The sequence below is a fragment of the Parvularcula oceani genome (assembly GCF_000733125.1).
GTDB lineage: Bacteria > Pseudomonadota > Alphaproteobacteria > Caulobacterales > Parvularculaceae > Parvularcula > Parvularcula oceani.
This window is the reverse complement of sequence record NZ_JPHU01000001.1, coordinates 255,640-268,073: the sequence shown is the minus strand read 5'-3', so window position 1 is coordinate 268,073 and position 12,434 is coordinate 255,640. Positions and strand designations below refer to the sequence as shown.

Annotated in this window: 8 protein-coding genes; 6 read left to right on the top strand and 2 right to left on the bottom strand. The window is 68.1% G+C overall.

Going from position 1 to position 12,434, the window contains the following annotated elements; all coding sequences use genetic code 11:
- Positions 1 to 53: 53 nt before the first annotated feature.
- A complete protein-coding gene (locus IE88_RS0101245; protein ID WP_081871328.1) occupies positions 54 to 3,182 on the bottom strand; it encodes a TonB-dependent receptor in 3,129 nt (1,042 codons plus the stop codon).
- Between the two features lie 1,056 nt (positions 3,183 to 4,238).
- Between IE88_RS0101245 and IE88_RS0101235 the strand changes: the two genes are divergently transcribed.
- Genes IE88_RS0101235 through IE88_RS0101225 form a run of 3 tightly spaced genes read left to right on the top strand, consistent with a single transcriptional unit; the run spans position 4,239 to position 8,499 of the window.
- A complete protein-coding gene (locus tag IE88_RS0101235) occupies positions 4,239 to 5,996 on the top strand; it encodes an ABC transporter transmembrane domain-containing protein (RefSeq protein WP_238319242.1) in 1,758 nt (585 codons plus the stop codon).
- 8 nt (positions 5,997 to 6,004) lie between these two features.
- Positions 6,005 to 7,045 (top strand): HlyD family secretion protein, encoded by a 1,041-nt coding sequence (locus tag IE88_RS0101230; RefSeq protein WP_036766288.1) that lies wholly within the window; start codon positions 6,005 to 6,007, stop codon positions 7,043 to 7,045.
- Complete coding sequence (locus IE88_RS0101225) at positions 7,045 to 8,499, top strand: TolC family protein (RefSeq protein WP_202900386.1); 1,455 nt, start codon at positions 7,045 to 7,047, stop codon at positions 8,497 to 8,499. Before IE88_RS0101230 ends, IE88_RS0101225 begins: the two co-directional genes overlap by 1 nt.
- A 28-nt stretch (positions 8,500 to 8,527) precedes the next feature.
- Here IE88_RS0101225 and IE88_RS0101220 read toward each other — a convergent pair whose 3' ends face one another.
- Complete coding sequence (locus tag IE88_RS0101220; RefSeq protein WP_031549276.1) at positions 8,528 to 9,238, bottom strand: ZIP family metal transporter; 711 nt, start codon at positions 9,236 to 9,238, stop codon at positions 8,528 to 8,530.
- 91 nt (positions 9,239 to 9,329) lie between these two features.
- Here IE88_RS0101220 and prfA point away from each other — a divergent pair, with 91 nt between their 5' ends.
- Genes prfA through IE88_RS0101205 form a run of 3 tightly spaced genes read left to right on the top strand, consistent with a single transcriptional unit; the run spans position 9,330 to position 12,431 of the window.
- Positions 9,330 to 10,403, top strand: coding sequence for a peptide chain release factor 1 (gene prfA, locus IE88_RS0101215; RefSeq protein WP_031549274.1), 1,074 nt, complete (start codon positions 9,330 to 9,332; stop codon positions 10,401 to 10,403).
- A 6-nt stretch (positions 10,404 to 10,409) separates the two neighbouring features.
- The gene (gene prmC, locus IE88_RS0101210) at positions 10,410 to 11,255 is read left to right on the top strand and encodes a peptide chain release factor N(5)-glutamine methyltransferase (protein ID WP_031549272.1); all 846 of its coding nucleotides are present in this window, start codon (positions 10,410 to 10,412) and stop codon (positions 11,253 to 11,255) included.
- Positions 11,256 to 11,315: 60 nt separating this feature from the next.
- Complete coding sequence (locus IE88_RS0101205; RefSeq protein WP_162178277.1) at positions 11,316 to 12,431, top strand: glycosyltransferase; 1,116 nt, start codon at positions 11,316 to 11,318, stop codon at positions 12,429 to 12,431.
- The last annotated feature ends 3 nt before the right edge of the window (positions 12,432 to 12,434 follow it).

Below are 12,434 nucleotides of genomic sequence, written 5' to 3'. Positions count from 1 at the left end.
CGCCCGGCTCGGGCAGCCCCTTCGTTCGATGGTCCGCGGCATTGCCGCCGGACCTACCAGGAGTAGCGAAGGCCGAGCGCGTAGCGCGGCGACAGTTCGTAGGCGAAATAGACCTGTTCCGGCACGCGGTGGTACTGGCGCTGGTCCTCGCCGGTGAGGTTGATGCCCTCGAAGGTGACCGCGAGCTGGTCGGTGAAGTTGTAGCTCGCGCTGAGGTCGAGCTGCTCATAGGCCTCGACATAGACGCCCGAGCGGTCGCCGGTCTGGTTGGCGGCCAGCAGGAATTCGTCGCGCCAGTTATAGGCGAGGCGGACGGAGACCTTTTCGTTCTCGTAGATCCCGACCACGTTGGCCGTATCCGACAGGCCGGTCAGCGCGAACTGGTTCTCGCTCGGATCCGCGGCGGGATCGAGAGGCACGTCGCCGTCGACGATCGTGTAGTTCGCCTGGATGCCGAAGCCGGTATCGCCGAAGAAGTGCTGGATCGCGAATTCCCAGCCATTGATGTTGCCGGTCTGGAGGTTGACCGGCTGTTCGACGGCGAAGGTCAGGAGCGGATCGTCCGCATTCGGCAGCACATCGTAATCGGCCAGGATCTGGTCGACATAGGATTGCGGCAGGGCGCCGTCCTCGAGATTGGCCTCGAACTCGGCGCGCGCGGCGGAGACATCGCCGTTATTCGCATCGATCAGCGCGACCAGCGTGAACAGGTTCGCTTCGGACTGGTCGATGCCGAGATCGTCGATGATGTCCAGCGCATCGCCGGAGCGCGTGCCCGGAGCACCCGCCGTCTGGTCGCGCAGGCCGAACAGGTTCCGGTCAACGACACCCGTGCCGAGGAAGTTGCTCACCCGCTTGTCGAAATAGGTGACGGAGGCATAGCTGGCTTCGTCGTAATACCATTCGACCGCGAGATCGAGGTTGTCGGACTCGTAGGGCAGGAGGGCCGGGTTCTGCGAGGAACCGGTCACTTGGCCGCCGAGCACCGTCGGACGGTTCGGCGCGGCGGCCGTCGTCGATGCGAAGAGGTTGCCGTAAGGCACGCGGCCGAGCGTCTTGCTCCACGAGGCCCGGGCGACGAGGTCGTCGGTCAGGTTCAGGCGGAAGTCCGCGTTCGGCAGGATATAGTCGTAGGACCCTTCGCCCGTGACGGTCTGGATCTCGCCGCTCTGCTGGACGAGGAAGTCGTTGTCGGCCGTCCAGAGAATGGCCGACGGCACCGATTGATCGGTCGCCGCGTCGACGGTCGTGTCCTCATAGCGCAGGCCGGCATTGATCCGTGCACGCTTGCCGAGGAACTCGCTCTCCGCCTCGAACTGGGCGAACAGAGAGAAGATTTCCTCGGAGACCGCATTGCGGCTCGGCGAAACGGTGATCGTATTTCCTTGCGCCGCATAGAAGTCCGTCAGCGGCCCGAAGAGTTCGGCCGCATCCGCGCGGAAGGCGTTGTCGGCCTGTCCGACCGGAAGGTCGTCATAGAGGCATTCGAGGCAGTAGTTCTCGACGAGGCCGGGCGCGATCTGCTCGATGTCGCCGGGATTGCTGATGCCCCAGCTGCCGAGGTCCTGCTGGGTCGTGGTCTGCGTGACCAGGACGTCGGTATTGCGATAGTTCACGCCGGCGGTGAGCTTGCTCCGGTCGGCTTCCCACAGGAAGCGCAGATCGATCTCGTCCACCTCGGAGTCGTTCTTGGAGATGTTCGCGCGCGCCACCTGGGAGCCAAGGTCGCCGACATCGAGGACGCCGTTCCCGTTGCCGCGGACGCTGTCGTCGATCGTGTAGCTCTGGATCGGATAGCCGGAGCGGTAATCCACCGAGTGCTGGAGAATGACCGGCGCGCCGAAGGTGACGAAGGTCGCCGTGTGGCCGAGGGGGTTGTCGCCTCCCGATTCCGCATCGGAGTGATGCGCGTCGAAGATGACCGACATCGCGTCGTTGACTTCCCACTCCGCGTTGAAGCCGATCGACTGCAGAACGTCCTTGGTGGCGCGGTTGGTCTGCTCGAAACCGATATCCTTCGAGCCGTTATTGTTCTCCTGCATGAAGACCGCCGTCGCGACGGGGCCGTCATTGTTGAAGATGATCTGGTCCAGCGGCGTCGCGAACCAGTTCGTCTGCTCGTAGCGCAGCTCGGAGGTCTTGTTCTGCGCGTAGGTGTAGTCGGCCGTCATGGTCAGGGTGTCGACCGGACGGAATTGCAGCACGGCCTGGCCGTTGAAGCGCTCGCGCTCGATGTCGGAGAAATCGTAGCGGCTGTCCTGCGCGATGCCGTAGAGCTGGCCTGCGGCGGGCGGATTCTCGATGGTCGTCGAGCCGTCGCCGCGCGTGTAGCTGTCGGCGATCGATCCGTCCTCGGAGCGGGAAATGATCCAGTCGTTGATCTGCTGTGTCGGCGCGCCCGAATCCCGCTTGGAGTAGGAGCCGAACAGCCCGACGCCGAAGCGGTTTTCGTAATCGGCCCAGCTGACGAGGCCGGACAGCTCCGGCGTCACGTCATTGCCCATGTCGACGCTCGTGTCGTGCATGGCCTTGGCCTGGAGCGATGCGTCGAAGCCGTCCGTATCGATCGGCTTGCGGGTGAGGATGTTCACCGTCGCGCCGAGCCCGCCCGAGGGCAGGACCGACTGGCCGGTCTTGTAGACCTCGAGGCCGCTGACGCCTTCGGAGGCGAGGTTCGAGAAGTCGAAGCTGCGCGAGCCGCCGGAGGCGAAGTTGCCCCGCGCGCCCACCGCCCCGACCTCTGCGGTCGGAAGCGTGCGCCCGTTCAGCGTGATCAGGTTGAAGCCGGGGCCGAAGCCGCGAACCGTGATGCCGGAGCCTTCGCCGTTCACGCGGTCGATCGAGACGCCGGTGATCCGCTGCAGCGATTCAGCGAGGTTCGTGTCCGGGAACTTGCCGATATCCTCGGCGCTGATCGCGTCGACGACGCCGTTCGCGTTCCGCTTCACGTCCATCGCGCGCTCGAGGGAGGCGCGCACGCCGGTCACGATGATCGTGTCGCCGACCGGATCGGTTTCCCGCTCGACCGCGGCGTTGTCGCGAAGCGCTTCGGCGTCGTCTTCCGCCGATTGCGTGTCCGGAACATTTTCCTGCGCATAGGCGTTGGCGGATGCAGCAAGGACAACGGAAGATACGCTGGCGAGCAGCACCGTCCTCGTCAGGTCGGCAGGGCGCTTGGTCATGATGGTCGTTCCCTCTCTTGAAGTCGTTTCATCCCTATGCGGAGCGCCGGCTTCTTGCGAGCCTTGCTGCTGCGCCCCCCGTTCGGCCTCTCAAGCTAGCCTTGTTCGGCTGAGTGTCTCCAGAGGCCTGTCACTCCATCGTGCTACCGCTAACATTATCTGAAAGTCATGGCTACTGCGAAATCATGTAGCGCGGCGCATGTGTGCAGTGCAGCATTCGAAGGTGACAGTAAAGACAATGGGGAACGAGTCGGGGCGCCCCGGCCGCAAGCATAAAAAAATCATTTACTTGTTGCCGCGGCGCCACACCGGTCAGAAGAGGCATCCCGCGAGGGGCTGGCTGCGCGAGGAGCCCTCCGGCCCCCTCGGCAAGGAGCGGGCGGCGCAGGACCTCGCGGCGTCATCGCCGCGCCCCGTCCCGGCCCGCCCTTTTCCGGCCGGTTCAGGCGCTTTCGGCTTTCGCGGCGCATTCGGCCGGAGAGGCGGCCGCGCGGTCGCTGCTGGCCGCGTCCGCCTTCTGCCGGCGGAAGGGGTGATGCTGGGGGCCGCGCGGGAAGGGGCGTGCCTGCGCCGCTTCGGCGCGGGGCTGCATCTCCTTGCAGGCGGCCGGTGCGGCTTGGGGCGCGGAAATGGCATGACGCGGAGAGGCGCGAGAACCCGCCGGAGAATCGGCATGGGCAGGAAACGACAGCAGGATCCCGGAAGTGGCGGCCAGAGCGGCGATGACGGAAAGGGCCCGGTGCGGCCCTCCCGAAAGAATTGACGGCATGGTCGAGGTCTTCCTGTTTGCTGACCTCACAGAATGGGAAGTCAAGCGGCGAATTCCAGGGTGGCTGCAGCACCTTAGCTGCCGCCGGCGGAGCTGCTCCGGGGGAAGGCCGGAGGACCGGCGGATGGGTGGGGCCGCTTCCGCTCCGGACGGGCGGTTCCGGTCCTGCCTGCGCAAGAAGAAGGAGCTGCGGCAGCAGCGCTTGCGGCCCGGAATGCCGCACCTAGGTTCTCAGCTGCGTTCGGTCTTGGCCTTCGGCCGGGCAGTTTTCTCGAAGAGGGGCACCCTTGGTCAGTTCAGAGCATGCCGCGCCGTTGAGCGCCGGGCAGCTGTTCCGCATTATCGGACGCATCATCGGGCCGGAACGCAGTTTCCTCATGCTCGCGGCCATTTACGGTGTCGGCATCAGCTTGTTGTCGCTCGCGACGCCGATCGCGGTGCAGGTTCTCATCAACACGGTCGCCTATACCGGGCTGACCGCGCCGCTCGTCGTGCTGTCGCTGTCGCTGTTCGGCCTCCTGCTGGCCTCGGGCCTTCTCAACGCGCTCCGCGTGCACCTCATGGAAATCTTCACGCGCCGCTTCTACGCGCGCATGGTCTCCGAGATCGCCCTGAGGACGCTCTACGCGCAGAACCCGTTCTTCGCCGATGACGGGCGCGGGCCGTTGTTCAACCGCTATTTCGATATTCTCGGCGTTCAGAAGAGCATCCCGATCCTGATCATCGGCGGCTTCACCGTGATCCTCCAGGTTCTGGTCGGCTTTCTCCTGGTCTCGTTCTACCACCCGCTCTTTCTCGCCTTCAATCTGATCGTCCTGTTCCTGATGTGGATGATCTGGTCGATCTGGGGCGCGAGCGCGATGCGGACCTCCGTCGGCCTGTCCCAGCGCAAGCATGAATCGGCCATGTGGCTCGAAGGGCTCGCCGCATCGAACGGCTATTTCAAATCCGAGCACCACGTCGCCTATGCGCTTGAGCGCACGGACAAGATCACCGAACGCTACATCACGCAGCACAAGGCGCATTTCCGGCGCCACTTCGCGCAGACGGTGGCCTTCCTGCTTCTCTACGCGGCCGCCAGCGCGACGCTTCTGGGGCTCGGGGGCTGGCTCGTCATCCAGGGCCAGCTGACCCTCGGCCAGCTGGTCGCCGCCGAGCTCGTTCTCTCGGCCGCCTTTTACGGGATCTCGCAGCTCGGCACCTATCTGAACTATTTCTACGACCTCACCGCTTCGGCAGAAGAGCTCTCCTTGTTCTGGAGCATCCAGCAGGAGGCACCCACCGGGCAGGAACTGCCCGAGCGGCGCAGCGCGACCTTGGGCTTCGAACAGGTGAAGGGCGACGCGCGCGGCACCCCGGCGCAGTTCGACCTGCGCATTCCGGGCGGCATGCTGATCCAGGCCGCCGCCGAAGCGCATGGCGTGCAGAGGCTGTTCACCAACCTCCTCAAGCGCTTCGTCGAGCCTCAGGGCGGCACGCTCACCCTGGGCGGCGACGACATCACCGCGACGGAGGTGCACGTCCTGCGCCGGGAGGTCATGGTCCTCGACCGCCCAAGCCTCGTCGAGATGCCTCTCCGGCAATATCTCGCCCTCAGCCGCGAGGGCGTGACCTCCGCCGAGATGCTGCATGTGCTGCGCGAGGTCGGCCTGCGCGGTGTCGTCGACCAGCTCGAGGAGGGCCTCGACACGAAGCTCGCCTCGACCGGCTGGCCGCTCTCGATCGCCGAGGCGATGCAGCTGAAGCTCGCCGGCGCGCTTCTGTCCCGGCCGCGCGTGCTGGTCCTGAACCAGCTCTTCGACATGATGCCGCAGGACCGTCTCTGCGCCGCCCTGCGCAGCCTGCAGGCCGAGGCGGGGACGACCGCCGTCGTCTTCACCAACCGCCATCAGGATCTGGAGCTGGACGGCTATCTCTTCCTTGAGGCGAAGCGTCAGCGCCTCTTCCGCAGCTATGACAACTTCGCCGATGCGGCTTACGGGAAAGGGCGCGCGCCGGGCCACCTGCCCGAGGAGCCGCGTCTCGCGCTCACCGATGATCGCTGAGGAGATCCATGCCCTTCCGTGACCGCCATATCGGCCACTTCCGCACGCTCGCCGCGATCAAGGTTCCGCGGATCATGCGCGTCGTCGCCTGGATGCTCATCGTCGCCCTCGTCACCGCCGTCCTGTTCCTCACCTTCACGCCCTGGGTGCAGACGGCTTCGGGGCCGGGGCAGGTGACCGCGCTCGACCCCAATGACCGCGTGCAGGAAATCAACGCGCTCGTTCCGGGCCGCATCGATCGCTGGTTCGTGCGCGACGGCAGCCGGGTGGAGGAGGGGGACCCCATCCTCCGCATCATCGACAACGACCCCCAGCTCCTGGAGCGGCTGGCGGCAGAGCGGGAGCAGCTCGTGGCCCAGCGCGAGGCGGCGGAGACCGCCCTTGAGACCGCGCAGCTCGATCTCGAACGGACGCGCAGCCTGTTCGAGGACGGCCTCGCCGCCCGGCGGGACTTCGAGCAGGCGCAGATCCGGGTCGAGGAGCTGCGGGCGCGGGTCGCCGAGGCGAATGCTGCGCTCTCCCGGCTCGACGTCGACATTTCTAGGCAATCCGCGCAGCTCGTCCGGGCGCCGCGCGACGGAACCATTCTTCAGGTCAATGCGGGGGACAGCGCCACCCTGGTCTCGGCCGGGCAGACGGTGGCGACCTTCCTGCCCGCCAATGCCGAGCGGGCGGTGGAACTCTTCATCGACGGGCGCGACATCGCGCTGGTCCATCCGGGATCGGAAGTCCGCCTTCTCTTCGAAGGCTGGCCGGCGGTTCAGTTCTCGGGCTGGCCGTCCGTCGCCGTCGGCACGTTCGCAGGCGAGGTCGTGGCGGTCGATCCGTCCGCCCAGCCCGACGGCACGTTCCGCGTTCTGGTGTCCGAGGACGCGGACGCGGGCGAGCCCTGGCCGGGCCGCAATTTCGTCCGCATCGGCGCGACGGCGCGCGGCTGGGTGCTGCTCGATACCGTGCCGGTCGGCTACGAGCTGTGGCGCCAGCTCAACAATTTCCCGCCTCGCTACGTTCCCGCTTCGGCGGCGGCCGCGCAGGATGCGAGGATCTGATGATGCGTATGATGATGGTTCTTGCGGCCTGCGCCGCGGCGGCGCTCGGCGCTGCATCCGCGCAGGACGAGGCGGCCGCGCCTCTCCTGCCGCGCGACGTCGCGGCCTCGGCCGCCGCCCATTACCCCCAGGTCGTCGCCGCGCTCGCCGAGCGGCGCGGCGCGGCCGGCGAGCTTCTGGCTGCGCGGGGCGCCTTCGATACCGTCTTCTCCGCCGAAGGGCAGTCGCGTCTCGCGGGATATTACGATGGCCAATACGTCAAGGCGGAGGTCAGCCGCGCCCTCGGGCCGATGGGCGCGCGGGTCTATGGCGGCTACCGGATCTCGGAGGGGGACTTTCCGACCTATGAGGACTATTACTATACGGACCAGGCCGGCGAGCTGAGCCTCGGCATCCTCTTCTCCCTCCTGCGCGACCGGGCCATCGACGAGAACCGCTTCGGGGTGCGCGATGCGCGGCTCGCTCTGCGGGAGGCGGATCTCGAAGTCCTCCTGACCCGCGTCGGCGTGCAGCAGCAGGCGCTGCACGCCTATTGGCGCTGGGTCGCGGCGGGCAGGCAGCTCGAAGTCTACGAGGACCTCCTGCGCCTCGCGCAGATGCGGACGGAGGGGCTGGAGGCCGAGGTGGAGCGCGGCGCCCGCGCCGCCATCTACCTGACCGAGAACGCGCAGACCGTGACGCGGCGGCGCGTCCTTGTCGAGCAGGCGCGGCGCGATTTCCGCCTCGCCGCGAATGCCCTCTCGCTCTATCTGCGCGGCCCGCTGGGCGAGCCCGCCGTGCCCGCTCCGTCGCGTCTTCCTGCGCCGGAGGCGGTCGAGCTGCCGACGCTCGCCGATGCGGCGCTGCCCGCGATCCTCGCCCGCCGGCCCGAGCTCGCTCTTCTCAGAACGGCGGCCGAGCGGGCGCGGGGACGGGTCGCCCTGGCCGAGAATGCGTTGAAGCCGCGCCTCGATGTCGGAGTGAGCGCGGCGAAAGACATCGGTCCCGTGGCCGAGGGCGGCCCGAGCCGGAATGACGCCGAAGCCATTCTCGGCGTCGAGTTCGAGATCCCGCTCGGGCGCCGCGCGGCCAGGGGAGAACTCGCCGCGGCCAGGGCCGAGGTCAGGGCGCTCGAAGCGGAGCGCCGCCTCGCCCAGGACCGCATCGCCATCGAGCTGAGGGAGATCGTCCTGGAGCTCGAAGCCGCCGAGAACCTGCTGCGGCTTGCCCGTCAGGAGGTCGAGCAGGCGGAGCGCATCCGCCAGGCCGAGCAGCGCCGTTTCGAGGAGGGCGCCAGCGACTTCTTCCTGATCAATCTGCGGGAGGAAGCCCTCGCCGATGCCCGCACCCGCTATGCGAGAAGCCTCTACGCCCTCGCCAGCGCGCGGGCGACCTATGACGCTGCGGTGCTGGATCTCGACCGGCTCGGGCTGAACGAGGTCGAGGCGCAGGATGGGCTGACGAGCATCGAGTGACGAGCCGAAGGGAGGCGCCCGGAAGCCGTCAGCCGCCTCCGCCCCCGAGCTGCGCCAATGCCGCGGCGAGACACAGGCCGAGGGCCGTCGCGATGCCCGACAGGTGGCGGTCCTCGCTATAGGCCTGCGGAAAGACCTCGGTCGCGAGCGAGGCGACCACGGCGCCAGCCGCCAGGCAGCGGATCGCGCCCAGAAGCGCCTCCGGCGCTCCCGACAGTAGGACGTGGCCCGCGATCGCAGCCCCGGAGAGGAGGGCGGCCGCGCCGGTCCATAACAGCAGCACCTTCTTCTTGGAGTTTCCCTGCTCCCCCATCTGCTTCGCGCCGCCGGCCGCCTCCGGAAGGTTCGACAGGAAGATCGAGCCTGCGAGAGCCGCGATCTGCATCGGCCCCGCGCCGATCAGGGCGACGCCCAGAGCCAGATTTTCGGGCACCCCGTCAAAGGTGATCGAAGCGAGAAGCCCGCCCCCGCCGCTCGAATTCCATTTCTCGTCGATCAGCCAGTCTGCAAGCGTGAAGATCGCGGCGCCCGCGCCGACCGCGCCGAGGGCGAGCGCGACGCCGGCGCTTTGCAGGGCGGGGCGCACCAGCTCCTCCATCGACGAGACGATGAGCGCGCCGCCCGCGAGCGCGATCAGGAAACCCTCCCAGCGCGCGGGCAGCTTGCCCCACACTCCCCAGGCAGCTCCGCCCACAAGCGCTGCGGACACGATCACGACGACGGCCAGCGTCATCAGCATGAAGGTCTATCCCCTCGACAAGCTCGTTGCCATCTAGGACACAGGCGCGCACCGAACCGTTCGCTTCTGCTGCAGCCGAGGAAGACTTCCCTTGATCCCACAAGACAAGCTCGACGCCGTGACCGCCCGCTTCGCCGCCGTCGAGCGGGAAATGACCACGGTGACGGATGCGGATGCCATCGTCCGGCTGGGCAAGGAGCATGCCGAGCTGCGCCCGGTCGCCGAGGCCGCGCGCGAGCTGACGGCCGCGCGGCGCGAGCTTGCCGAGGCGAAGGAGCTCGCCGCCTCGGGCGATCCGGACATGGCGGAGATGGCGCGCGAGGAGCAGGCGGAGCTGAAGGCGCGGATTCCCCAGCTCGAAGAGGCGCTGCAGGTCATGCTCCTGCCAAAGGACAAGGCGGACAACGCGCCCGTCATCCTCGAGGTGCGCGCCGGGACGGGCGGAGACGAGGCGGCGCTCTTCGCCGGCGATCTCTTCTCGATGTATCAGCGCTACGCCCAGGCCCAGGGCTGGAAGGTCGAGGTGCTCTCCGCCTCCGAGTCCGAGGTCGGCGGATACAAGGAGATCCAGGCCAACGTCTCCGGACACGGCGTCTTCGGCCACCTGAAATTCGAAAGCGGCGTCCACCGGGTGCAGCGCGTGCCCGAGACGGAGACGCAGGGGCGCATCCACACTTCGGCTGCGACCGTGGCGGTGCTCCCGGAGCCCGAGGATGTCGACATCGAGATCAGCGAGGCGGATCTGCGCATCGACGTCTTCAGGGCGAGCGGGCCGGGCGGACAATCGGTGAACACCACCGATTCCGCCGTCCGGATCACGCACCTGCCGACCGGCGTGGTGGTCATCCAGCAGGACGAGAAGTCCCAGCACAAGAACCGCGCCAAGGCGATGAAGGTCCTGCGCGCGCGCCTCTACGAGGCCGAACGCGCGCGGATCGACGCCGAACGCTCGGCGGCGCGCCAGAGCCAGGTCGGCTCCGGCGACCGTTCCGAGCGCATCCGCACCTATAATTTCCCGCAAGGCCGGGTGACCGATCACCGGATCGGCCTGACCGTGCACAAGCTCGACAAGGTGCTGGCGGGCGAGGCGCTGGACGAGGTGCTCGACGCGCTGATCCTTGCCGACCAGACCGAGCGGCTGGCGGCGATGGAAGGGACGGGCTGAGCGCGGGTGGCGGACCGGACTCACGGCGAGGCCCTGCGCAGAGCAGCCGTCGAGCTTCGTGCGTCGCCGACGCCGCTGCTCGACGCCCGCACGCTCCTGATGCGGGCGACGGGGCGGGAACATGCCGAGCTGATCGCTGCCGAGCGCGAGCCGCTGAGCGCGGAGGCTGCAACGGCCTTCCGCGCGCTCGTCGCGCGGCGGGCGGGCGGGGAACCGGTTAGCCAGATCCTCGGAGAGCGGGAATTCTACGGCCGGAATTTCGCGGTCAGCCGCGATGTCCTCACCCCCCGGCCCGAGACCGAGATGCTTGTCGACGCCGCGCTGGAAACGCTGCCCGAAGGCGGGCGGGTCCTCGATGTCGGAACCGGCTCTGGATGCCTGCTCGTTAGCGTGCTGGCCGAGCGGGGCGACGCTTCGGGCACCGGTATCGATATCAGCGAGCGCGCCCTCGGCATCGCGCGCAGGAATGTCTCCGCCCACGACGTCGGCCGCCGGGCGCGGCTGGAGCATTGCGATCTGGCAGAATATGAAGGCGGACCCTTCGACCTCGTCCTCAGCAACCCGCCTTATATCGAAGAGGGCGCGGCCTTGCCGGTGGAGGTCGCGGGGCATGAGCCCGCCATCGCCCTCTTCGCAGGCCCAGATGGCCTCGACGCCTATCGCGCTCTTGCCCGGCGCCTGCCGCTCTGGCTTGCCGAAGGCGGCACGGCGGCGGTGGAGATCGGAACCGGGCAGGGCGAGGCCGTGGCCGCGATCCTGACAGCGCCGCTCGCCCGGACGCATGCCGCGGAACTCAGGCGAGACCTCGCCGGGCACGACAGGATGGTGATCCTGCGGCCCAAGGCGCGGTGAGGAGAGCGAGGCGCGGTGCCATCGATCTGCATCTTCCTTCATGCCCTCACATCGACAGGCGTGTCGAAGAACGCCCGGCTGATCGCGGAGCACCTCGCGCGGCGGGGCTGGGACGTCACCGTGGTCACCTGCGTCGGCGGACCGCCGGACCCTGTTCTGCGCGGCGTCCGCCGGGTCACGCTGTGCGAGCCCGAGGGCAAGGGAGGCAAGCGGGGAAGCATGCTCCTGCGCAGCGTGCCGGACTTGCGGCGCTGGCTGAAGGCGCATCGGCCGGACATCTTCCTGTCGGCGGGCAACCACGCCCACCTGCCGAGCTGGCTGGCCTGCGCCGGCCTCGCCGGCATCACGCCCGTCTACCGCATCAGCAACGACCTGCGGCACGGCACAGCGCGCAAGGACCGCTTCACCGGGATGCGCAGGCGCCTCGCCGCCCGCCTCTTCAGCCATGGCGCCTCGCAGCTCATCCTCGTGTCCGATGCCTTGCTGGACGAGCCGGTCTTTGCCGCAGCCCTGGGTGAGGGCCGGGTGCACCTTATCAGGAACGGTGTCTGCATGAATGCGGTGCGCACGCTCGCAGAAGCGCCATGCACCCATCCGTGGGCGGCGGAGGAGGCGCCGCTGGTGGTCGCGCTCGGCCGCCTCGCGCCGCAGAAGAACCTGCCGGTCCTGCTCCATGCGCTCGCCATCGCCCGCCGCGAAGCGCCCTTGCGCCTCGTGATCCTGGGAAAGGGAACCGAGGGCGAGCGGGAGGCGCTTCTGAAGCTTGCGGGCCGCCTCGGTATCGCAAACGCGATCGACCTGCCGGGCGTCGAGGAGAACCCGTTCCCGCTTCTGTCGCGAGCCTCGGTCTTCGCGCTGCCCTCCTTGTGGGAAGGTTCGTCCAATGCCCTCCTCGAGGCGCTGGCCTGCGGCGTTCCGGTCGTGGCGGCCCGCAGCGCCGGCAACGCCGCGGCCGTCCTCGATGAGGGGCGGTACGGCCTGCTCGTGCAGCCCTATGACCCCGAGGCGATGGCCCAAGCGCTTCTGCAACAGGCCGATCCGATCCGACGCCTGATGCCGGGACGCCGCGCGGACGCCTTCGATCTCGCCGCCACCCTCGACAGCTATGCCGAGCTTCTCGAAGATCTGGCGGATCCGGACCAGCAGCTGGGGCAGGCGGAACCTTCCGCGACGTAACCG

Bases quoted from the DNA above. Each gene is read 5' to 3' on its own strand.
- IE88_RS0101225 (WP_202900386.1), top strand. From the start codon at position 7,045: ATGATGCGTATGATGATGGTTCTTGCGGCCTGCGCCGCGGCGGCGCTC.
- IE88_RS0101245 (WP_081871328.1), bottom strand. From the start codon at position 3,182: ATGACCAAGCGCCCTGCCGACCTGACGAGGACGGTGCTGCTCGCCAGC.
- IE88_RS0101220 (WP_031549276.1), bottom strand. From the start codon at position 9,238: ATGCTGATGACGCTGGCCGTCGTCGTGATCGTGTCCGCAGCGCTTGTG.
- IE88_RS0101230 (WP_036766288.1), top strand. From the start codon at position 6,005: ATGCCCTTCCGTGACCGCCATATCGGCCACTTCCGCACGCTCGCCGCG.